Source organism: Nonomuraea maritima, from assembly GCF_900100395.1.
Classification (GTDB): Bacteria; Actinomycetota; Actinomycetes; order Streptosporangiales; family Streptosporangiaceae; genus Nonomuraea; species Nonomuraea maritima.
Map to the genome: position 1 here is coordinate 302,303 of NZ_FNFB01000005.1, position 19,337 is coordinate 321,639.

Genomic DNA, 19,337 nt, shown 5'->3' on the forward strand with positions numbered 1-19,337 from the left:
AGAAAACGCCACCGACATTGTCGGGTCGATTCTCGCCGAAAGGGGGCGTTCGGCAGGTCCTACCGTGGAGGGTTTCCCGGAATCAGGACAGGCCGAGTTTCTTGGTGAGGGAGGCTACGTGGCCGGTGGCTTTCACGTTGTAGAGGGCCAGTTCGATCTTGCCGTCGGGGTCGATGACGAAGGTCGAGCGGATCACGCCGACGACCTCCTTGCCGTACAGCTTCTTGGTGCCGTACGCGCCGTAGGACTGGTGGACGGACAGGTCGGTGTCGGAGAGCAGCGGGAAGGTGAGGGCGTCGCGCTCGGCGAACGTGGCCAGCTTCGCGGGCTTGTCCTTCGACACGCCGAGCACCACGAATCCTTCGGCGGTCAACCGGCTGAGGTTGTCGCGGAAGTCGCACGCCTGCTTGGTGCAGCCGGGCGTCATCGCGGCGGGGTAGAAATAGAGGATCACTCGCTTGCCGCGGTAGGTCTCAAGGGAGACCGTGCTGCCGTCGGCGGCGGTAAGCGTGAACTCGGGCGCGGCGTCGCCGGGCGCGAGCCTGGTTTCGGTCACTGGGCCTCCTCGTGTTCCTCCCGCCCAACCTACCGGGCCAACTTACCGGGCTGGCCGTTGTGCCGGAGGCGGCGCCGACCTGACAGACTGATCACGACCACAAAACGGACCGGGCGAGGCGTACGGTCGAAGGGAGAGCCATGGCTGAGACCGATCCTGACGAGCTGGAGCGGCAGATCGCGCGGACGCGCGCGGAGCTGGCGCGGACGGTCGATGCCATCGCCGACCGGGTGAGCCCGAAGCGGGTCAAGGAGCGCACGGTGGCCGACCTCAAGGAGCGGGCCGGGCATTTCGTGGCGTCCGTGGGCGACGTCCTGGGGATCACGCCGCAGCCGGTGGAGTACGGCGACGACGCCGAGCGGGTGTGGGACGACCAGCGTGCCGAGCTCGGGCCGGTGCTGATCGGCGTCGGGGCGGTGCTGGTCGTCGGAGCGGCCGTCGTCCTGTGGCGCCGCCGTCGCCGCCGCGCCTGATCCAGGGGACGCGAGGGCCTGGGGCTTGTAGTACCGGTTCCTGAGCGGGATCGCCCGCTGGGGGGAAGGTAGTGGGGGCGTCCGGTCAGAGGAAGGTCTGGCCTTCGCCTCTGTAGGTGGGGATCGAGGCGACCAGTTGGTCGTCCTCGACGAGGTGGAGGGTGTCGAAGCGTTCGCACAGCTCGCCCGCCTTGGCGTGCCTGAACCACACGCGGTCGCCGATCCGCAGGTCTTCGGCGGCGCGGCCGATCAGCGGCGTCTGCACCTCGCCCGCCCCTTCGTCGGGTGAGTAGCGCAGCCCGGCCGGCAGGTACGGCTGGGGCAGGCGGCTCGGCCCGGCGGAGCCTGAGGCGGGGTAGCCGCCGCCGAGCACGGTCACGGTGTCGGGGGCCGGGCGGCGTACCACCGGCAGGGCGAACAGCGCCGCCGGCCGGCCGGCGAAGCGCCGGTAGAAGTCGAACAGCCGCGGGTGGAAGAAACCCGACCCGGCCGCCACCTCGGTGATGGCCTTCTCGCGTACGGTCCGCTCGACCGATCCGGTGCCGCCGCCGTTGACGAAGTCGAGGTCGGCGACCCGGCGGACGGCGTTGACGATGCGTCCCCGTCGGATGACGAGGTCGCGGGCCGAGCGCGCCTGCATGAACCGGACGGCGCGGGCGTACAGGGGCCGGTCAGGGGGGTCGTCGCCGACCCCGGCGATCTGCGCTTCGTACGCCATCAGTCCCGACAGCCGGAAGCCGGGGCGTTTGGCGACGGCGGCGGCGAGGTCGGCGGCCTGTTCCGGCTCGCGGACGGGGGAGCGCAGCGCCCCGGCGCGGAACCTGCCGCCGAAGGCGACGTACGAGGCGTCGATGTCGAGGCAGAGCCGGATCTCCGAGCGCGGGTGCGTCGCTGAGACGGCGTCCTCGATGAAGTCGAGGTGGGCGGGGGAGTCGACGATGACGGTGATCTCGCGTGCGGCCCTGGGGTCGCCGGCGAGGGCGGCGAGCGCGTGCCGGTCGGCGGTGGGGTAGGCGACGAGGATGTCGGTGAAGCCGTGGGAGGCGAGCCAGAGCGCCTCGGGCAGCGTGTACGCCATGACGCCGCGGAAGCCGTCCATGGCGAGGATGCGTTCCAGCAGCGGACGGCTGCGCACCGACTTGCTGGCCACCCTGATGGGCTTGCCCGCGGCGCGCCGGACGAGGTCGGCGGCGTTGGCGCGCAGGGCCGCCAGGTCGACGACGGCGAAGGGGGGTTCGAGGGCCGCTGTGGCGCGGTCGTAGCGCTGGCGGTCGTCCATACCAGCAGCGTAACGACATATCGCGCAAAGTGAAGATGAGACCGCGTCGCGTTCACCGCCGGGGCCGTAATGATCGGGCAAACGGGCGGCGAGGGCGCGGTACCGCTGCGCGCGTCCCCGTGTAGGTGTGTCGGTTGTGATGACCACGCTTCAGCAGATGCTGCCCGGTGTCGGCGCCGCTCCGCGCAACGCCGGCCTGCGCCGGGCGAGCAGGGTGCTCAGGCCCGCGCGTACCCTCGCGGGCGTCATGGTCGCGCTCACGGTGGCCGTGGGGCTGGGGGCGACGGCCGCGGAGATCGTCTCGGCGCTGCTCGGCTCCCCGCTCGGATGGGTGCCGGTGAACGAACTGGTCGACCTCGCGGGCAGGACGACATGGCCGCAGGCGGACGCGGTGGCCCTCGTCCTCGCGGGGACCGGCGCGCTGTTGCTGCTGCTCGCGATCGTTCCGGGGCGCTGCACGCTGGTGCCGGTGGAGACGTCCGACCCGCTGATCGTCATCGGCATCACCCGTACGGGCCTGCGCCGCACGCTGCGCGCCGCGGCCCAGCAGGTGGCGGGCGTGGACAAGGCCAGGGTACGGCTGTGCAGCCGGACCATCGAGGTCACGGTCGTGACCTCCGAGGAGACGCCGGGCGCGATGCTGCGGCAGGTCGGCATCGCCGTGGGCGACCGCCTCGCGGGCGTCGGCACGCTCGGCACGGGCGAGGTCGTCGTCCGACTGCGCAGGAAGGGCGGCGTCTGATGCGCCAGTACGCCGGCAACCGCATCGGTCTCGCCGTCGTCGGCGGGACGCTGCTCGGCCTCGGCGGTTACGCCTGGCTGCGCGGTCGCGACCTGTTCTTCGACCTGCCGCCGCACGCGAAGCTGTTGCCCGCCCCGTTGCAGCGCGTCCTGGCAGAGGAGCCGTGGCCGCTGTGGCTGCTGTCGTTCGGCCTGCTGGTGCTCGCCCTGGTGGCGCTGCGCTGGCTGCTGTTCGCCCTCGGCTGGGGCCGCCGCGGCGCGCACAGCGGTACGGGTACGGCGATGCTGTTCGTGGGCCTGAAAGGCGTGGACGGTCTGAGCCGGGCCGGCGTCCGCACGACCGGTGACCGCCTGCGGGTCGCCCTGTCGTGTCCGTCAGCGGCCGACGTGGGGACGATCGTGAGCAAGCTCGACCAGGACATCGTGGGCCGCATCAGGCGGGAGGTCGCGGACGACGAGACCGGGGCCGTCGTCCGCCTCCACGTGCGTCGCTAGTCAGCACTCGATCACGTTGACGGCCAGGCCGCCGCGTGAGGTCTCCTTGTACTTGTCGAGCATGTCGCGGCCGGTGTCGCGCATCGTCTTGATGGCCTTGTCGAGGGCCACGAAGTGGCGTCCGTCGCCACGCAGCGCGATGCGGGCCGCGGTGATGGCCTTGTTGGAGGCCACCGCGTTGCGCTCGATGCAGGGGATCTGCACGAGGCCGCCGATCGGGTCGCAGGTCAGGCCGAGGTTGTGCTCGATGCCGATCTCGGCGGCGTTCTCCACCTGCTCGGGAGTGCCGCCGAGGACCTCGGTGAGTCCCGCGGAGGCCATCGAGCAGGCCGAGCCCACCTCGCCCTGGCAGCCGACCTCGGCGCCGGAGATGGAGGCGTTCTCCTTGAACAGCACGCCGATCGCGCCGGCCGTGAGCAGGAAGCGGATCACGCCCTCGTCGTCGGCGCCGGGGACGAACCGCGTGTAGTACGTGAGCACGGCCGGGATGATGCCGGCGGCGCCGTTGGTGGGCGCGGTGACGATCCGGCCGCCGGCGGCGTTCTCCTCGTTGACCGCCAGCGCGAACAGCGTCACCCAGTCGATCGCCTGCAGCGGGTCCTTCTCGGCGGGTTCGGTCTGCAGCCGGCGGTGGAGCTGGTTGGCGCGCCGTCGCACCTTCAGCCCGCCGGGCAGGACGCCTTCCTTGGAGATGCCGCGGGCCACGCACTCGGACATGACCTGCCAGAGGCGCAGCAGGCCCGCGCGGATCTCCGCCTCGGTGCGCCCGAACGCCTTCTCGTTCTCCAGCATGAGGCCGGAGATGGAAAGGCCGGTGGCGGAGCAGTGCTTGAGCAGTTCCTCGCCGGTGGTGAAGGGGTAGGGCAGGACGGTGTCGTCGGGCTTGATGCGGTCGGCGCCGGTGGCGTTCTCGTCGACGACGAAGCCGCCGCCGACCGAGAAGTAGACCTTCTCGCGGACCGTGGCGCCCGATTCGTCGTAGGCGGTGAAGCGCATGCCGTTGGGGTGCTCGGGCAGCGAGATCCTGCGTTCGAAGACGAGGTGCTCGCCGACGACGAAGGGGATCTCGTGGGTGCCGTACAGCTTGAGGGTGCCCGACTCGCGCATCGCGGCGATGCGGGCGTCGACGGTGTCGACGTCGACGAGTTCGGGCTTCTCGCCGGACAGGCCGAGCAGGACCGCCTTGTCGCTGCCGTGGCCCTTGCCGGTCAGGCCGAGTGAGCCGTACAGGATGGCCTCGACGCGGGCGACCCGGTCGAGCAGGCCGTCCTGGTGGAGGCCGCGGGCGAACTTGTGCGCCGCGGCCATCGGGCCGCCGGTGTGGGAGCTCGACGGGCCGATGCCGATTTTGAACAGATCGAAGACGCTGATCGCCATTGATGCGCCTTTCGGGGTTGAAGGCCGGGGCCCGTGACGGGCCCCGGCAGGCCAAGGATCAGGACTCGCCGGAGGTGAGCGCGGTGTACTCGGCGGGCGAGAGCAGGTCCTCGGGGTCGCCTTCCATGCGCACCCGGAACATCCACCCCTCGCCGTACGGGTCGCTGTTGACCAGGCTCGGGTCGTCGACGACGTTCTGGTTCACCTCGACGACCTCGCCGCCGACCGGCGCGTAGATCTCGTTCACCGACTTGGTGGACTCCACCTCGCCGACGGAGTCACCCTGCGCGACGCTCGCGCCGACGTCCGGGAGCTGCACGTAGACGACGTCGCCAAGGGCGTCGGCCGCGAAGGCCGTGACGCCGACGGTCACCGTGAGGCCGTCGTCAAGGCCGGCCACCCACTCGTGCTCCTTGGTGTAGCTCAGGTCGTCAGGGATGTTGCTCACTTGTTCCTCCTGTAAAAGGGCAGCTCGACCACGTCCATGGGTTCTTGGCTGCCCCGGATGTCCACAGCCAGGCCTGAGTCGGCGCCGGTGTCGACGTAGGCCATCGCGATGGGCTTGCCCAGACTCTGGGAGGGCGCACCGCTCGTGACCTCGCCGACGACGGCGCCGTCCTTGGTGACCGGGTAGCCGTGACGCGGCACCCGGCGGCCCCGGGCGACCAGCCCGACGAGACGGCGTCGGGGCGTGTCGTCCTTGACCGCCTCGAGCGCCGACCTGCCGACGAAGTCGCCCGGCTTGTCGAATTTCACCACCCGGCCCAGCCCCGCGTCGAACGGAGTGAGCTCGGCGCTCAGCTCGTTGCCGTACAGCGGCATGCCGGCTTCGAGTCTGAGCGTGTCGCGGCTGGACAGGCCGGCGGGCTTGAGCCCGAACGGCTCGCCCGCCGCGGTGATCGCGTGCCAGAGCGGCACGGCGTCCTGGTTGGCGACGAACAGTTCGAAACCGTCCTCGCCGGTGTAGCCGGTGCGGGCGATGAGCGCCCGGCGGCCGTCCACGAGGCCGGGCAGCCCCGCGTAGTACTTGAGCGTGTCGAGGTCGGCGTCGGTGAGCGTGGAAAGGATCTCCTGGGCGCGCGGGCCCTGGACGGCGATCAGCGCGTACTGGTCGGAGCGGTCCTCGACCACCGCGTCGTACGCCTTCGCGCGCTCCTTCAGCTCGACCGCGACCATCTCGTAGTTCGAGGCGTTCGCGACGACCATGAACTCCTCGTCGCCGAGCCGGTAGACGATGAGGTCGTCGAGCACCCCGCCGCGCTCGTTGACGATCATGGTGTAGCGGGCGCGTCCGGGCACGAGCGCCGACAGGTGGCCGACCAGCGCGTGGTCGAGAGCCTCGCCGGCCTGCGGCCCGGTCACGAAGATCTCGCCCATGTGCGAGAGGTCGAACAGACCGGCCGCCTCGCGTACGGCCCGGTGCTCGGCGGACTCGCTGCCGTACCGGAGGGGCATGAGCCATCCGGCGAAGTCGGTCAGGGTGGCGCCCAGGCTTTCGTGGATGTCACGTAGCGGCGTCGGTCGGGACATTTGTCGCACCTTTGGACGGGATCGGATGCCAGCATCCTCCCCCTCTGTCATCGATGCCTGAGAGCTTCGCCCGAGTTTTGCCGGACTTTCACCTTCGGCGAGGCCCCGTGGGCCTGCTTTCCAGAGGTCACCTCCGAACAGGAGATCAGGCGAACGGGCGGCCTGCCAGCGACCCTGGCGGCTGTCCACTCGGCAGATCTCTTGTTCGCGTCCGCGCGGTCCTTTGCCTTGAGAGGTTCGCGGGGAGGGCTTGCTCCTTCAGGGACCACTGACCGGCTGTCAGGGTGCTCTCCCGCGCGGTTTCGCCGGTGATGCCCGCCAGCCTAGTGCCGTGACGGGGGTGTTGTCGCGTCCGGGTGGATTCGGGCGTGACGAACGCTTCGTGTCAGCATGCCCGGACGAGAGCCTCGATGACCAGGTGGTCCTCGCCCGCCTCGGGATGCCACTGCACCGCGAGGGCGAATCCTTCGGTGTCGAGCTCGACGGCCTCGACGGTGCCGTCCTCGGCGACGGCGGAAACCGTCAGGCCCGGGGCGAGGCGGTCGACGGCCTGATGGTGGGCGTGGGGGACGGTCACCGGCTGCTCGCCGAGGATCTTGGCCAGCCGGGTGCCCGGCAGCGGCGTCACCGGCAGGTGCCCGAACCGTCCCGGCGCGGGGGCGTGGCCCTCGTGCCCGACCACGTCGGGCAGGTGCTGGTGCAGGGTCCCGCCCAGCGCGACGTTGAGCACCTGCAGCCCGCGGCAGATGCCGAGGTACGGCAGGCCCCGGTCGAGGGCCGCGGCGAGCAGCGCGAACTCGCTCTCGTCGCGGGCCTGCCGCAGGTAGCCGGTGCGCTCGTGCGGCGGCTCGCCGTAGCGGGCCGGGTCGACGTCGCCGCCACCGGCCAGGATCAGCGCGTCGAGCCCGCGTAGCGCCGCGACCGGGTCGCCGGCCGGCGGCAGCAGGACGGGCTGGCCGCCGGCGCGGACGACCTGCTCCACGTACATGTACGGCAGGAGCGCGACGGGCATGTCGCGCCAGACCGTGAACGAGGCGGGCTCGACGTACGACGTGATGCCGATGACGGGACGCTGGAATGGGCGCTGCACCCTGGAATCTCCCTAGAGCGGTGTGACGTAGGCGCCGGAGATGCCGCCGTCCACCAGGAACTGGCTGGCCGTGATGAACGAGGCGTCGTCGCTGGCCAGGAAGGCGACCGCCGCCGCGATCTCGGACGCCTCGGCGAAGCGGCCGAGCGGGACGTGCACGAGCCGCCGCTGGGCGCGCTCCTGGTCCTTGGCGAACAGCTCCTGCAGCAGCGGCGTGTTGACCGGGCCGGGGCACAGGGCGTTCACCCTGATGCCCTCGCGGGCGAACTGTACGCCGAGCTCGCGGGACATCGCCAGCACGCCGCCCTTGGAGGCGGTGTAGGAGATCTGTGACGTCGCCGACCCGAGGACGGCCACGAACGACGCCGTGTTGACGATCGAGCCCTTGCCCTGCCGCCGCATGTACGGGATGGCGTGCTTGCAGCACAGGTAGACGCTGGTCAGGTTGACCTCCTGGACGCGGCGCCAGGCATCGAGCCCGGTCTCCAGGATCGAGTCGTCGTCGGGCGGCGAGATGCCGGCGTTGTTGAAGGCGATGTCCACGCTGCCGTAGGTGTCGTGCGCCGTCGCGTACATGCGGACGACGTCGTCCTCGACGGTCACGTCGGCCCGCACGAACAGGCCGCCGACCTCGGTCGCGGCCTTGACGCCCGCCTCCTCGTCGATGTCGACGCAGACCACCTTGGCGCCCTCGTCGGCGAAGCGGCGGGCCGTGGCCAGCCCGATCCCGCTGCCCGCGCCCGTGATGACCGCCACCCGGTCCTGCAACCGCCGCATATGTGTCACTTTCTACTCACTCTGAGGAGATGAAGACGTTCTTGGTCTCGGTGAACGCCGTGAGGGCGTCCGGGCCGAGCTCCCTGCCGAGGCCCGACTGCTTGAAGCCGCCGAACGGGGTCCAGTAGCGGACCGAGGAGTGGGAGTTGACCGACAGCGCGCCCGACTCGACGGCCCGCGCCACGCGCAGCGCCCGGCCGACGTCGCGGGTCCAGATGGAGCCGCTCAGCCCGTACGGGGTGTCGTTGGCGATGCGGACGGCCTCCTCCTCGTCCGCGAACGGCACGACCGACACGACCGGCCCGAAGATCTCCTCGGTGAAGGCCCGGTCGGTGGGCTCGGGGGTGAGCACCGTCGGAGGGAACCAGTAGCCCCTGCCCTGCGGGCACGCGCCCTGCAGGTAGGGGTCGTGGACGAAGCCGCGGACGCGTTCCAGGTGCTCGGCGCTGATCAGCGGGCCCATCTCGGTGGCCTCGTCGAGCGGGTCGCCGACCTTCACCGCGCGTACGGCCTCGGCGAGGCGGTCCATGAACGCGTCGTACACGGAGGACTGGACGAGGAGGCGGGAGCGGGCGCAGCAGTCCTGCCCAGAGTTGTCGAAAACAGCATAAGGAGCGGTTTTTGCCGCTTTTTCCAGGTCTGCGTCAGCGAAGACGATATTTGCGGACTTGCCGCCCAACTCCAGTGTCAGCCGCTTGACCTGCGCCCCCGCCTTGGCGGCGATCTCCTTGCCCACCTCGGTCGAGCCGGTGAACACGATCTTGGCGACGTCCGGATGCTCGACCAGCCGCGCCCCCGCGACCTCGCCCAGCCCTGGCACGACCTGGAGCACCCCTTCCGGCAGGCCCGCGGCCAGGGCCAGCTCCGCCAGCCGCAGCGCGGTCAGCGGCGTCCACTCGGCCGGCTTGACGATCACCGTGTTGCCGGCCGCCAGCGCGGGCGCCACGCCCCACGACATGATCAGCATCGGGAAGTTCCACGGCACGATGACCCCGACCACGCCCAGCGGCTCCTGGAACGTGACGTCCAGGCCGCCCGGCACCGGGATCTGCCTGCCGTGGTTGCGCTCGGGCGCCCCGGCGTAGAAGTGCAGCACGTCGCGTACGGTGCCGGCCTCCCAGCGGGCGTTGCCGATCGGGTGACCGGCGTTGGTCAGCTCGAGCCGGGCGAGCTCCTCCGCGTGCTCGCCCACCAGGTCGGCGAAGCGCCGCAGCAGCCGCGCCCGGTCGCCCGGCGACACCTCGCGCCAGGAGGCGTACGCCGTCCGCGCCCGCTCCACCGCCCGGTCGACCTCGGCCGCGTCGGCCGGTTCGACGTCGGCGACGACCTCTTCGGTCGCCGGATTGACGATCTTCATGCGTCCCCGTCACATTCGTTCGAAACCACGGAACAGCTCCCAGTCGGTCACCGCCGCGTCGAAGGCGGCCAGCTCCACCCGCGCGTTGTTGGCGTAGTGCTCGACCACGTCGTCGCCGAACGCCGTATGGGCCAGCTTCGAGGCCTCGAACAGCGCCAGCGCGTCGCGCAGCGTGTGCGGCACGGTCTCGGCGCCCGAGTCGTAGGCGTTGCCCTCGAAGGGGTCCTCCAGCGGCAGCTCGGCGTCGATGCCGTGCAGCCCGGCCGCCACCAGCGCGGCCACCGCGAGGTACGGGTTGACGTCGCCGCCGGGGACGCGGTTCTCCAGGCGCAGCGAGGAGTCGTGGCCGACCAGCCGCAGCGCGCACGTGCGGTTGTCGAGGCCCCACTTGACGGCCGTGGGGGCGAAGCTGCCGGGGACGAAGCGCTTGTAGGAGTTGACGTTGGGGGCGTACATGAGGGTCAGTTCGCGCAGGAAGGCGAGCTGACCGGCGACGAAGCGGGCGCCCAGCGGCGACAGCCCGTAAGGGCCCTCGCCCGCCATCACCGGCAGGCCGTCGCGGTCGCGCAGCGAGAGGTGGATGTGGCATGAGTTGCCCTCGCGCTGGTTGGGCTTGGCCATGAACGTGATCGACCGGCCCTCCTGGGCGGCGATCTCCTTGGCCCCCGTCTTGTAGATGACGTGGTTGTCGCACGTGCGCAGGGCCTCGTCGAAGCGGAAGGCGATCTCGTGCTGGCCGAGGTTGCACTCGCCCTTGGCCGACTCGACGTACAGGCCCGCGCCCTCCATCTCGCGCCGGATGCGGCGCAGCAGCGGCTCGACGCGGGCGGTGCCGAGCAGGGAGTAGTCGACGTTGTAGAGGTTGGCGGGGGTCAGGTCGCGGTACGCGCGCCGCCACGCGTCCTCGTAGCTGTCGTCGTAGACCACGAACTCCAGCTCGGTGCCGACGTGGGCGGTCAGGCCGCGCTCGGCCAGGCGGGCGAGCTGCCGGCGCAGGATCTGGCGGGGCGAGGCGGTCACGTCGGCGCCGTCCTCCCAGGCGAGGTCGGCCATGACCAGCACGGTGCCCTCGTGCCAGGGCACCCGGCGCAGCGTCGTGAGGTCGGGCTTCATCACGAAGTCGCCGTACCCGCGATCCCAGGACGACATCGCGTAGCCGGTCACGGTGTTCATCTCGACGTCGACGGCCAGCAGGTAGTTGCACCCTTCCGAGCCGTGGTGCAGCACCTCTTCGAGGAAGTAGCGCGCGGACAGCCGTTTGCCCTGGAGCCTGCCCTGCATGTCGGCGATGGCGAGCAGCACGGTGTCGACGTGGCCGAGTGCCACCTCGTCGCGCAGTTCGTGGACGGACAGGAACCCCGTCGTCGAAGGATCGCTCACGCTACGCCGCTCCGATCTGGCCTGACGCGCTCACCCGTTGATTGGGCTAGTCTCAGACCATTGATCAGTACGTCGGGATCATCTGTCAAGACCTGAGGACATGTTGGACGAGTCGCCGCGATTCATGACGGTGTTGCGCCCCGTGCGGGCCGGCAACGCCTTCGAGGAGACCGTGGAACGGCTGCTGCAGGCCATCAAGCTCGGCGTGGTCGGCAGGGGCGACAAGCTGCCGCCCGAGCGCGAGCTGGCCGCCCGACTGGGCATCAGCCGGGTGACCCTGCGCGAGGCCATCCGGGCGCTGTCCGACGCCGGCTACCTCGACGTCCGCCGGGGGCGGTACGGCGGCGCGTTCGTCACCTACGAGCCGCCCTCGCCAGGCCCCGGCGACCTGCGGCAGGCGGTGAACGAGATGGGCGTGGCCGAGCTGTCGGACGTGCTCACCTTCCGGCTGGCCGTGGAGTGCGGCGCGGCGCAGGTGCTGGCCACCACCGAGCTCACCGACGAGCAGCGCGGCGTGCTGCTGCGCAGGCTGTCGGAGCTGGAGGCGGCCGGGCTGGACGACTACCGCCGCCTCGACACCGCCTTCCACCTGTCGATCGCGGAGCTGACCGGCTCGTCCCTGCTCGCCACGACCTGCGCCGACGCCCGTCTGCGGATCGCCGACCTGCTGAACGCCATCCCCATGCTGCAGGTCAACCTGGAGCACTCCGGCGGGCAGCACCGGGCCATCGTCGAGGCCATCCTCGCCGGAGACCCCGACGCGGCGCGCCGGGCGGTCGCCGAACACCTGGAGGGAACCGCGGCGCTCCTGCGCGGCTTCTTGACCTGAGCCGCGCTCCCGCGCGGCGTCGAGTGCGTGCGGACGGCTCGTACCATCGACTCAAAGCGCTGATTTGTCGGGGTCATGGGTAACTGGTTTCAGCAGAGCATCATCGCCACGGGACGGCTGCCGCTGTTCTGCTTCTTCGTCATGCTCATCGTGGCGTTCATGGCGACCCGCATCAACGTCCGGCTGATTCGGGCGAAGGTCGGCTGGTTCCGCGACGTCAACGTGGGTGAGATGCACATCCACCACGTGGTGTTCGGCGTGATCCTCATGCTGGTCGGCGGCGTCACCATGCTCGTGGTGCCACCGGGCTCGCAGGTCGGCACGGCTGTGGCGGCGTCGGTGTTCGGCGTCGGGTCGGCGCTCGTGCTGGACGAGTTCGCGCTGATCCTGCACCTGCACGACGTCTACTGGGAGGAGGAGGGGCGCACGTCGGTCGACGCGGTCTTCATCGCGGTCGCCGTCACGGGGCTTCTCCTCATGGGGTTGCGCCCGCTCACCTGGGACTACGGCAACCTGGTCAACCCCGCCGCGCTCATCGTGGCCAACCTGGTGCTCGCCGTCATCACCCTGCTCAAGGGCAAGATCTGGACGGGCATGGCCGGGCTGTTCGTGCCGCCGATGCTGGTGGTCGGGGCCATCCGGCTGGCCCGCCCCGGGTCGCCGTGGGCGCGCTGGTTCCTCGCCGAGCGCTCGCCGCGCAAGCTGGCCCGCGCCGTCCACCGGGAGGAACGCTGGCGCCGTCCGGTGATCAGGGTGAAGATCGCGTTCCAGGAGTTCCTGTCAGGACGCCACGACCTGCCGTCCACCCGCCGGAGCCGACGGCGCGCATGAGCCCGTTCCACGAGCTGCTGCTGCACGCACTCGCCGCGCCCCGCGCGCGCCACGACCTGGTGCTCGCCGGCTCGCACGCGCTGTGGGCGCACGGCCTGAGCCCCCGTACCGGTGACGACCTCACCTTCGCCGTCGCGGCGGGGACGCCGCCGGCGGACGTGGCGCGGGACGTGGCCGCCGCGCTGGGGGAGGCCGGGCTGGAGGCGGAGGTCGCCGAGGTGACGGAGCGGGCCGGTCGCGTGAGCGTCGCGGCGACCGGCCGGGCCTGCGAGATCCACCTCGTGCGCGAAGCGCTCCAGCAGCCCCCGGTCACGTGCGGCGAGCTGCGGGTCGTCGGCGTGGAGGACGCCGCAGGGCTCGTCACGTGCTCCTTCCACGACCGCGGGCTCGTCGGCGACGCCGCCGACGTCGCCGCGCTGGCCGGCCGGTTCTCCCACCGCGACCTCGAACGGCTGGCTCGCTCGCACGACGACGCCTTCTCGACCGCCGAGCTGCTCGCGCGGCTGGAGTTCCTGGACACCTGCTTGGACGCCGCGCCCGACGAGGCGTTCGAGGCGCACGGGCTGGACGAGCGGACGGTCGCGGCGATCCGGGACCTCGCCCGCGCGTGGGTGGAGGACATCAAGCTGCGCCGGGTCGAGGACGGTGACGCCGACTACGACGATCCTGACGTGCCCGAGGTCGACTGAGCCCACGCGGTGAGCTCGGGACGCTTGGCGGCGCGTCCGTCGCCCGAGGAGCGCCCGCGCAACCGGCGGCCGATCCACGGACCGAAGAACGTGGCGACCCAGCGCAGCTCAGCCGTCGCCGTTCCCCAGGCGGTCGCCGCGGGCATCGTGGGCAGCGGACGCCGCCACGCGTCGTCGCTCCCGGGCAGGCCGAGGGCGTGGGCGACCGCGGCGGCGAACCGCGCGTGCCCCTCAGGGCTCGCGTGCAGGCGGTCGGGGCTCCACATGCGGGCGTCGGTGAAGAGCGTCATCGGGTACGTGTCCACCAGCGCGACCCGGTGGCGGCCGGCGGCGTCGCGGAGGCGTTCGTTGAGGTCGAGGACGCGGCCACGGAACGGCCGGGCCAGCGGAACGATCCGTCCGATGTCAGGAAATGTCACCCCGATCACGTGGGCACCCGAGGCCGTCAGGGCCGCGTACATGTCCTCCACCGCCGCCGCCACGCGCGCGGCGTCGAAGCCGGGACGGGTGAGGTCGTTCATCCCCGCCATGACCGTGGCGAGGTCGGGACGCAGCTCCAGCGCGACGGGCAGCTGCTCGTCGCGGATCTGGTGCGCCAGCCGGCCGCGGACCGCGAGGTTGGCGTAACGCAGGCCGGGCTCGGCGCGGGCGAGGTGCTCGGCGAGGCGGTCCGCCCAGCCGCGATGGCCCCGGACGTCGTCGCCGTCGCCTAATCCCTCGGTCTGGCTGTCGCCGAGCGCGACGTACCGCGCGTAGGCGGTCATGAGGTCTCCCCTTCGGTACGGGCGGCGGCGCGCTCGGTCAGTGTCCGGGCGGTGCGCAGGCACCACTCGCGCATCTCCCGCTCCAGCCGGCAACCCGCCAGGCAGGACAGGTAGGGGCCGACGCGCTCGCCCTCGCGCAGGAACGTCTCCTCGTCCAGGTCGCCGCGCAGGCGGGCGCAGATCTGCTCGAAGAGTTCGAGCTTGGCGCTCGCCTCCCTGGCCCGCTCCTGGAGCTGCTCGATCACCGGGCCCGGGTCGAGCCGGTCGACGGCGTGCACCTTCACCACCAGGTCGTCACGGATGAGGAGGGGCTTGGCGGGGGCCGCGGCGAAGGCGGCCAGCTCGGCGGCGCCGGCGTCGGTGACGGTGAACACCCGCTTGTTGGGCCGTCCGCGCTGGACGACCTCACGTCCGGCGATCAGGCCGTCGGCCTCCAGGCGGGTCAGCTCGGCGTAGAGCTGCTGGGGGGCGGCGTACCAGAAGTTGGCGACGCCGACGTCGAAGATCTTGGTCAGCTGGTAGCCGCTGTGCTCGCCGCCGAGCAACGCCGCCAGCACCGCATGCCTGAGCGCCACGGCTCACCGGCCTCCGTAGTCATGGAGATGAGTAGTCATGTATTTGACTATAAGTCGCGATTTGTCATGTCGCCAGGGCCTGCGGGGTCAGTAACGACGTGATCGTGTTCGGCGAGGCTCCGGCCCGGGCGCGGCCGCCGTCCAGCGGCCTCAGCTCGCGGCGGCCGTGGTGGCACGTAGCTGTCAACCTAAGTTGACATAGCCAGGATCGTCAATTTAGGTTGACGGGTGTTGGTCGCGTGCTCCCGTTCGTTGGAGCAGATGTCGTGAAAGGAGTCGAGATGGTCAAAGAACTGCTCGTCCACCTCCGCCCACACCGGAAGATCCTGGTGGTCGGCGGATTACTCGGTCTGGTCGGCTCGGCGGCGGGCCTCGCCATGCCGCTGCTGGCGAAATACGTGGTCGACGCCTTCGGCGAGGACCGCCCGATGACCGGGCCCCTGCTCTGGCTGACCGTGGCGGTGCTGGTCGGCGCGGTGGTCGCGGCCGGCGGAAGCTACCTGATGGAACGTACGGGTGAGAACATCGTGCTCGGCGCCCGGCGTGGGCTCGTCGACCGCATGCTGCGGCTGCGGGTCGCCGACGTCGACCGGCTCAACCCCGGCGACCTGCTGTCCCGGGTGACCAGCGACACGACGCTGCTGCGGGCGGTGCTGACGAACGGCATCGTCGAGTCGATCAGCGCGGCGTTCATGCTCGTCGGGGCGATCGTCATGATGGCCACCATGGACGGGGTGCTCCTGCTGGTCACGCTGGGCGTGGTGGCCGTCGTCGGCGGGCTCGTCGGCCTGCTCATGCCGCGCATCCAGCGGGCGCAGACCCAGGCGCAGGAGGCCGTGGGCGAGATGGGCTCCGTACTGGACCGGGCGCTGCAGGCGTACCGGACCGTCAAGGCCAGCGGGGCGGAGGAGCGGGAGATCGCGGTGGTCGCCGACGCGGCCGGGCGCGCCCGCGACCGCGGGCTGCGGGTCGCCGGGTGGACGTCGCTCGCGGGAGTGGCGACGTTCATGGCGGTGCAGATCGCGTTCGTCGCGGTGCTCGGCGTCGGCGGCGCGCGGGTGGCGGCGGGCACGCTGGCGGTGTCGTCGCTGATCGCGTTCCTGCTCTACCTGTTCTACCTCGTCGCGCCGATCGGCCAGCTCGTCCAGGGCGCCGTCCAGCTCCAGCAGGGGCTCGCCGCGATGCGGCGGATCAAGGAGATCGAGGATCTGCCCGCCGAGCCGACCGGCGTCGCCGCCCACGCCTCCGCCGAGGCGATCGGCGTCATCTTCCAGGACGTGACCTTCCGCTACGGCGACGACCGCCCGATGGTGCACGACGGCGTGAGCTTCACGGTGCCGCCCCGCGGCCTGACCGCGCTGGTGGGCCCGTCCGGAGCGGGCAAGTCCACCGTCTTCTCCCTGATCGAACGCTTCTACGAGCACCAGGGCGGCACGATCACCGTCGGCGGACGCGACATCCGCGACTGGCCGCTCGCCGAACTGCGCGCGGCGCTCGGGTACGTCGAGCAGGACGCCCCCGTGCTGGCCGGCACGCTGCGGGAGAACCTGCTCTTCGCCGCCCGCGACGCCACCGAGGACGAGCTGCGCGACGCGATCGCGCGGACCCGGCTGGACGACCTCGTGTCCCGGCTGCCCGAGGGGCTGGAGACGCCGGTCGGGCACCGCGGCGTGCTGCTGTCGGGCGGCGAGCGGCAGCGCGTCGCCATCGCCAGGGCGCTGCTGCGCCGGGCCAGGCTGCTGCTGCTCGACGAGGCCACCTCGCAACTCGACGCGGTCAACGAGCTGCGGCTGCGCGAGGTCGTCGCCGACGCGGCCAAGGACACCACGGTGCTCGTCATCGCCCACCGCCTGTCGACGGTGACCGGCGCCGACCGGATCGTGGTCATGGACGGCGGCCGCGTGCGAGCCGTCGGCACCCACGACGAGCTGCTGGGCCAGGACGATCTCTACAGGGAGCTGGCCGCCACCCAGTTCCTCGCGGGGCAGCCGTTGTAGTCTGCGGGTGACATGAGTGAATTATCTCATTCAGGAGGATTAGGATGAGCCGCAGCGTCCGGGCGCCACGGGGCACCACGATCACCGCCAAGGGGTGGCCGCAGGAGGCCGCGCTCCGCATGCTCCAGAACAACCTCGACCCCGAGGTGGCCGAGCACCCCGAGCAGCTGGTCGTCTACGGCGGCTCAGGACGGGCGGCGCGCGACTGGCGCTCGTACGACGCGCTGGTCAGGACGCTCACCACGCTGGAGGGCGACGAGACCCTCCTCGTGCAGTCCGGACGGCCCGTCGGCGTCTTCCGCACCCACGAATGGGCGCCGCGGGTGCTCATCGCCAACTCCAACCTGGTGCCCGACTGGGCCAACTGGGAGGAGTTCCGGCGCCTGGAGGCCGCGGGGCTCACGATGTACGGGCAGATGACCGCGGGCTCGTGGATCTACATCGGCACCCAGGGCATCCTCCAGGGCACCTACGAGACCTTCGCCGCCGTCGCCGCCAAGCGCTTCGGCGGCTCGCTGGCCGGCACGATCACTCTCACCGCCGGCCTGGGCGGCATGGGCGGGGCCCAGCCCCTGGCCATCACCATGAACGGCGGCGTGGCCATCTGCGTCGACTGCGACCCCCGCTCGGTGACCCGCCGCATCGAGCACCGCTACCTGGACGTCCAGGCCGACTCGCTCGACGAGGCGCTGCGGCTGGCCTACGAGGCGCGCGACGCCCGCAGGCCGCTGTCGATCGGCGTGGTCGGCAACGCCGCCGAGGTGCTGCCCGACCTGCTGGCACGGGGCGCGGAGATCGACGTCGTCACCGACCAGACCTCGGCCCACGACCCGCTCGCCTACCTCCCGGTGGGCGTGGCCTTCGAGGACATGGCGGCCGAGCGCGACAAGGACCCTGCCGGGTTCACCGAGCGGGCCCGCGCGTCGATGGCGCGGCACGTCGAGGCCATGGTCGGCTTCCAGGACGCCGGGGCCGAGGTGTTCGACTACGGCAACTCCATCAGGGGAGAGGCCCAGCTCGCCGGGTACGGGCGGGCCTTCGACTTCCCCGGGTTCGTGCCCGCATACATCAGGCCGCTGTTCTGCGAAGGGAAGGGGCCGTTCCGGTGGGCGGCGCTGAGCGGCGACCCCGCCGACATCGCCGCCACCGACCGGGCGATCCTTGAGCTGTTCCCCGACAACGAGCCGCTGGCCAGGTGGATCCGTACGGCGGGGGAGAAGGTGCACTTCCAGGGCCTGCCCGCGCGCATCTGCTGGCTCGGCTACGGCGAGCGCGACGTCGCCGGTGAGCGGTTCAACGACATGGTGGCCTCCGGCGAGCTGCAGGCGCCCATCGTGATCGGCCGCGACCACCTCGACAGCGGCTCGGTCGCCTCCCCCTACCGCGAGACGGAGGCCATGGCCGACGGGTCCGACGCGATCGCCGACTGGCCGCTGCTCAACGCCATGCTCAACACCGCCTCGGGCGCGTCCTGGGTCTCCATCCACCACGGCGGGGGCGTCGGCATCGGACGGTCCATCCACGCCGGCCAGGTCACCGTGGCCGACGGCACCGACCTCGCGCGCGAGAAGCTCAACCGCGTGCTCACCAACGACCCGGGCACGGGCGTCATGCGCCACGTGGACGCGGGCTACGAGGAGGCCGCACAGGTGGCCGAAGACCGCGGAGTTCGCATCCCGATGCGCGAATCGAGCTAGAAAGGGATGAGATCGCCGCGACCGGCGTGTTGGAGGTGACGTGGCGGACGGATATCACGGTGAGCACCCCGGGCTCAGTGTGCTGCTGGACGGCAGGAGGCTGTCACCCGTGCAGCGCAGGATCGCCCACTACCTGAGCGAGCACCTCGACGATGCGATCTTCCTGTCCAGCGTCGAGCTGGCCGAGCGGGCCGGGGTGAGCCAGCCGTCCGTGACGAGGTTCGCCGTGGTGCTCGGGTTCACCGGCTATCCCGAGCTGCGCCAGGCGCTGCGCCCGCTCGTGATGGGCGGCGGCCCCGAGGAGCCGAGGGAGAGCCTGCTGCGCGGGGCCGTCGACCGCGAGATCCGCAACCTCGCCGTGGTCAGGGAGCGCCTGCCGGCGTTCCCGCTCAAGGAGCTGGGCGAACACCTCGCGGCGACGGAGCCGCTGCCGGTGGTCGGGCTGCGCGTCTCGTGCGGCCTGGCCACCACGTTCGCGTACTACGCCCGTCGCATCCACCCCGACGTGCGGCTCCTCACGCACGGCGGGTCGGAGCTGGTCGACGGGCTGCACGCGGCCCGCAGGGCCGGCGCGGAGTGGGTGGTGGCCGTGGTGCTGCCGCGCTACCCGCGCGAGGCCGTGCAGGCCCTCCAGTACGCCGAGAAGCTGGGCCTGCGGGCGGCCGTCATCACCGACCGGCCCGACTTCCCCGCCGAGATCGTGCTCGACGCGCCCGTGAGCGACCGGCTCGTGTTCGACTCGCACGCGGCGCCGCTCGCGCTGGCCATGGCCCTGGTGGAGGCCATGGCCGACGCGGCCCCGCTGCGCACGCGGGCCAGGCTGGAGGAGTTCGAGCGCATGACGGACGAGACCGGCGCGTTCCTGACCGGCGATCTTCCGTAGCGAGAACGCCGCCTTGA

The 19,337-nt window shown here is 71.4% G+C and carries 20 protein-coding genes and 2 riboswitches; of the genes, 9 read left to right on the forward strand and 11 right to left on the reverse strand.

Annotated features, from left to right (window positions below; translation table 11 throughout):
* Nucleotides 1–82: 82 nt before the first annotated feature.
* A complete protein-coding gene (gene bcp / locus BLR04_RS12170) occupies nt 83–556 on the reverse strand; it encodes a thioredoxin-dependent thiol peroxidase (RefSeq protein WP_090762812.1) in 474 nt (157 codons plus the stop codon).
* Between the two features lie 140 nt (nt 557–696).
* Here bcp and BLR04_RS12175 point away from each other — a divergent pair, with 140 nt between their 5' ends.
* Nucleotides 697–1,029, forward strand: coding sequence for a DUF3618 domain-containing protein (locus BLR04_RS12175; protein ID WP_090762814.1), 333 nt, complete (start codon nt 697–699; stop codon nt 1,027–1,029).
* Between the two features lie 85 nt (nt 1,030–1,114).
* Here the strand turns inward: BLR04_RS12175 and BLR04_RS12180 are convergent, their stop codons facing one another.
* Nucleotides 1,115–2,308, reverse strand: a complete 1,194-nt coding sequence (locus tag BLR04_RS12180; RefSeq protein WP_090762816.1) for an amino acid deaminase/aldolase — start codon at nt 2,306–2,308, stop codon at nt 1,115–1,117.
* 139 nt (nt 2,309–2,447) lie between these two features.
* On the opposite strand from BLR04_RS12180, the gene BLR04_RS12185 reads away from it, so the two are divergent.
* Both BLR04_RS12185 and BLR04_RS12190 read left to right on the forward strand, forming a co-directional pair.
* Complete coding sequence (locus tag BLR04_RS12185) at nt 2,448–3,050, forward strand: DUF6286 domain-containing protein (RefSeq protein WP_143022020.1); 603 nt, start codon at nt 2,448–2,450, stop codon at nt 3,048–3,050.
* A complete protein-coding gene (locus tag BLR04_RS12190) occupies nt 3,050–3,544 on the forward strand; it encodes a hypothetical protein (RefSeq protein ID WP_090762820.1) in 495 nt (164 codons plus the stop codon). Before BLR04_RS12185 ends, BLR04_RS12190 begins: the two co-directional genes overlap by 1 nt.
* Here the strand turns inward: BLR04_RS12190 and BLR04_RS12195 are convergent, their stop codons facing one another.
* The 7 genes from BLR04_RS12195 to BLR04_RS12225 all read right to left on the reverse strand — a co-directional run bounded on the left by BLR04_RS12195 (nt 3,545) and on the right by BLR04_RS12225 (nt 11,055).
* A complete protein-coding gene (locus BLR04_RS12195) occupies nt 3,545–4,921 on the reverse strand; it encodes an L-serine ammonia-lyase (protein ID WP_090762822.1) in 1,377 nt (458 codons plus the stop codon).
* Nucleotides 4,922–4,979: 58 nt separating this feature from the next.
* The gene (gcvH, locus tag BLR04_RS12200; RefSeq protein WP_090762824.1) at nt 4,980–5,369 is read right to left on the reverse strand and encodes a glycine cleavage system protein GcvH; all 390 of its coding nucleotides are present in this window, start codon (nt 5,367–5,369) and stop codon (nt 4,980–4,982) included.
* Complete coding sequence (gene gcvT, locus BLR04_RS12205; RefSeq protein ID WP_090762826.1) at nt 5,366–6,451, reverse strand: glycine cleavage system aminomethyltransferase GcvT; 1,086 nt, start codon at nt 6,449–6,451, stop codon at nt 5,366–5,368. The genes gcvH and gcvT overlap by 4 nt, the downstream gene beginning before the upstream one ends.
* Nucleotides 6,452–6,485: 34 nt before the next feature.
* A riboswitch (glycine riboswitch) is annotated at nt 6,486–6,585 on the reverse strand.
* Between the two features lie 72 nt (nt 6,586–6,657).
* Nucleotides 6,658–6,756, reverse strand: a riboswitch (glycine riboswitch).
* Nucleotides 6,757–6,836: 80 nt separating this feature from the next.
* Nucleotides 6,837–7,541: a gamma-glutamyl-gamma-aminobutyrate hydrolase family protein gene (locus tag BLR04_RS12210; protein ID WP_090762828.1), complete on the reverse strand. Its 705-nt coding sequence runs from the start codon at nt 7,539–7,541 to the stop codon at nt 6,837–6,839.
* 12 nt (nt 7,542–7,553) lie between these two features.
* On the reverse strand, nt 7,554–8,318 hold the full coding sequence (locus BLR04_RS12215) for a 3-oxoacyl-ACP reductase (RefSeq protein ID WP_090762830.1): 765 nt from the start codon (nt 8,316–8,318) through the stop codon (nt 7,554–7,556).
* Nucleotides 8,319–8,334: 16 nt separating this feature from the next.
* The gene (locus tag BLR04_RS12220) at nt 8,335–9,675 is read right to left on the reverse strand and encodes an aldehyde dehydrogenase family protein (RefSeq protein ID WP_090762832.1); all 1,341 of its coding nucleotides are present in this window, start codon (nt 9,673–9,675) and stop codon (nt 8,335–8,337) included.
* 9 nt (nt 9,676–9,684) lie between these two features.
* Complete coding sequence (locus tag BLR04_RS12225; RefSeq protein WP_281191405.1) at nt 9,685–11,055, reverse strand: glutamine synthetase family protein; 1,371 nt, start codon at nt 11,053–11,055, stop codon at nt 9,685–9,687.
* Nucleotides 11,056–11,179: 124 nt separating this feature from the next.
* On the opposite strand from BLR04_RS12225, the gene BLR04_RS12230 reads away from it, so the two are divergent.
* From BLR04_RS12230 to BLR04_RS40575, 3 genes are all read left to right on the forward strand, one after another.
* Entirely contained in the window at nt 11,180–11,884 is a 705-nt protein-coding gene (locus tag BLR04_RS12230; RefSeq protein ID WP_090763047.1) for a FadR/GntR family transcriptional regulator, read from the forward strand.
* A 75-nt stretch (nt 11,885–11,959) separates the two neighbouring features.
* Nucleotides 11,960–12,715, forward strand: a complete 756-nt coding sequence (locus tag BLR04_RS12235; RefSeq protein ID WP_090762834.1) for a hypothetical protein — start codon at nt 11,960–11,962, stop codon at nt 12,713–12,715.
* On the forward strand, nt 12,712–13,404 hold the full coding sequence (locus BLR04_RS40575) for a hypothetical protein (protein ID WP_090762835.1): 693 nt from the start codon (nt 12,712–12,714) through the stop codon (nt 13,402–13,404). The genes BLR04_RS12235 and BLR04_RS40575 overlap by 4 nt, the downstream gene beginning before the upstream one ends.
* Here BLR04_RS40575 and BLR04_RS12245 read toward each other — a convergent pair.
* Together BLR04_RS12245 and BLR04_RS12250 are read right to left on the reverse strand one after the other, a co-directional pair.
* Nucleotides 13,371–14,168: an SGNH/GDSL hydrolase family protein gene (locus tag BLR04_RS12245; protein WP_090762836.1), complete on the reverse strand. Its 798-nt coding sequence runs from the start codon at nt 14,166–14,168 to the stop codon at nt 13,371–13,373. The two genes, BLR04_RS40575 and BLR04_RS12245, sit on opposite strands and share 34 nt — an antisense overlap.
* Entirely contained in the window at nt 14,165–14,743 is a 579-nt protein-coding gene (locus BLR04_RS12250; RefSeq protein ID WP_090762838.1) for a PadR family transcriptional regulator, read from the reverse strand. Before BLR04_RS12250 ends, BLR04_RS12245 begins: the two co-directional genes overlap by 4 nt.
* Before the next feature lie 281 nt (nt 14,744–15,024).
* Between BLR04_RS12250 and BLR04_RS12255 the strand changes: the two genes are divergently transcribed.
* Genes BLR04_RS12255 through BLR04_RS12265 form a run of 3 tightly spaced genes read left to right on the forward strand, consistent with a single transcriptional unit; the run spans nt 15,025 to nt 19,320 of the window.
* Nucleotides 15,025–16,740, forward strand: coding sequence for an ABC transporter ATP-binding protein (locus tag BLR04_RS12255; RefSeq protein ID WP_090762840.1), 1,716 nt, complete (start codon nt 15,025–15,027; stop codon nt 16,738–16,740).
* A 44-nt stretch (nt 16,741–16,784) separates the two neighbouring features.
* Nucleotides 16,785–18,437, forward strand: a complete 1,653-nt coding sequence (gene hutU / locus BLR04_RS12260) for a urocanate hydratase (protein ID WP_090762842.1) — start codon at nt 16,785–16,787, stop codon at nt 18,435–18,437.
* 40 nt (nt 18,438–18,477) lie between these two features.
* A complete protein-coding gene (locus BLR04_RS12265; protein WP_090762844.1) occupies nt 18,478–19,320 on the forward strand; it encodes a MurR/RpiR family transcriptional regulator in 843 nt (280 codons plus the stop codon).
* Nucleotides 19,321–19,337 lie beyond the last annotated feature (17 nt).

Coding starts and splice junctions, on each gene's coding strand:
- BLR04_RS12175 (WP_090762814.1), top strand. CDS start 697: ATGGCTGAGACCGATCCTGACGAGCTGGAGCGGCAGATCGCGCGGACG.
- BLR04_RS12180 (WP_090762816.1), bottom strand. CDS start 2,308: ATGGACGACCGCCAGCGCTACGACCGCGCCACAGCGGCCCTCGAACCC.
- BLR04_RS12185 (WP_143022020.1), top strand. CDS start 2,448: ATGACCACGCTTCAGCAGATGCTGCCCGGTGTCGGCGCCGCTCCGCGC.
- BLR04_RS12190 (WP_090762820.1), top strand. CDS start 3,050: ATGCGCCAGTACGCCGGCAACCGCATCGGTCTCGCCGTCGTCGGCGGG.
- BLR04_RS12195 (WP_090762822.1), bottom strand. CDS start 4,921: ATGGCGATCAGCGTCTTCGATCTGTTCAAAATCGGCATCGGCCCGTCG.
- gcvT (WP_090762826.1), bottom strand. CDS start 6,451: ATGTCCCGACCGACGCCGCTACGTGACATCCACGAAAGCCTGGGCGCC.
- BLR04_RS12215 (WP_090762830.1), bottom strand. CDS start 8,318: ATGCGGCGGTTGCAGGACCGGGTGGCGGTCATCACGGGCGCGGGCAGC.
- BLR04_RS12220 (WP_090762832.1), bottom strand. CDS start 9,675: ATGAAGATCGTCAATCCGGCGACCGAAGAGGTCGTCGCCGACGTCGAA.
- BLR04_RS12230 (WP_090763047.1), top strand. CDS start 11,180: ATGACGGTGTTGCGCCCCGTGCGGGCCGGCAACGCCTTCGAGGAGACC.
- BLR04_RS12235 (WP_090762834.1), top strand. CDS start 11,960: ATGGGTAACTGGTTTCAGCAGAGCATCATCGCCACGGGACGGCTGCCG.
- BLR04_RS40575 (WP_090762835.1), top strand. CDS start 12,712: ATGAGCCCGTTCCACGAGCTGCTGCTGCACGCACTCGCCGCGCCCCGC.
- BLR04_RS12245 (WP_090762836.1), bottom strand. CDS start 14,168: ATGACCGCCTACGCGCGGTACGTCGCGCTCGGCGACAGCCAGACCGAG.
- BLR04_RS12255 (WP_090762840.1), top strand. CDS start 15,025: ATGGTCAAAGAACTGCTCGTCCACCTCCGCCCACACCGGAAGATCCTG.
- hutU (WP_090762842.1), top strand. CDS start 16,785: ATGAGCCGCAGCGTCCGGGCGCCACGGGGCACCACGATCACCGCCAAG.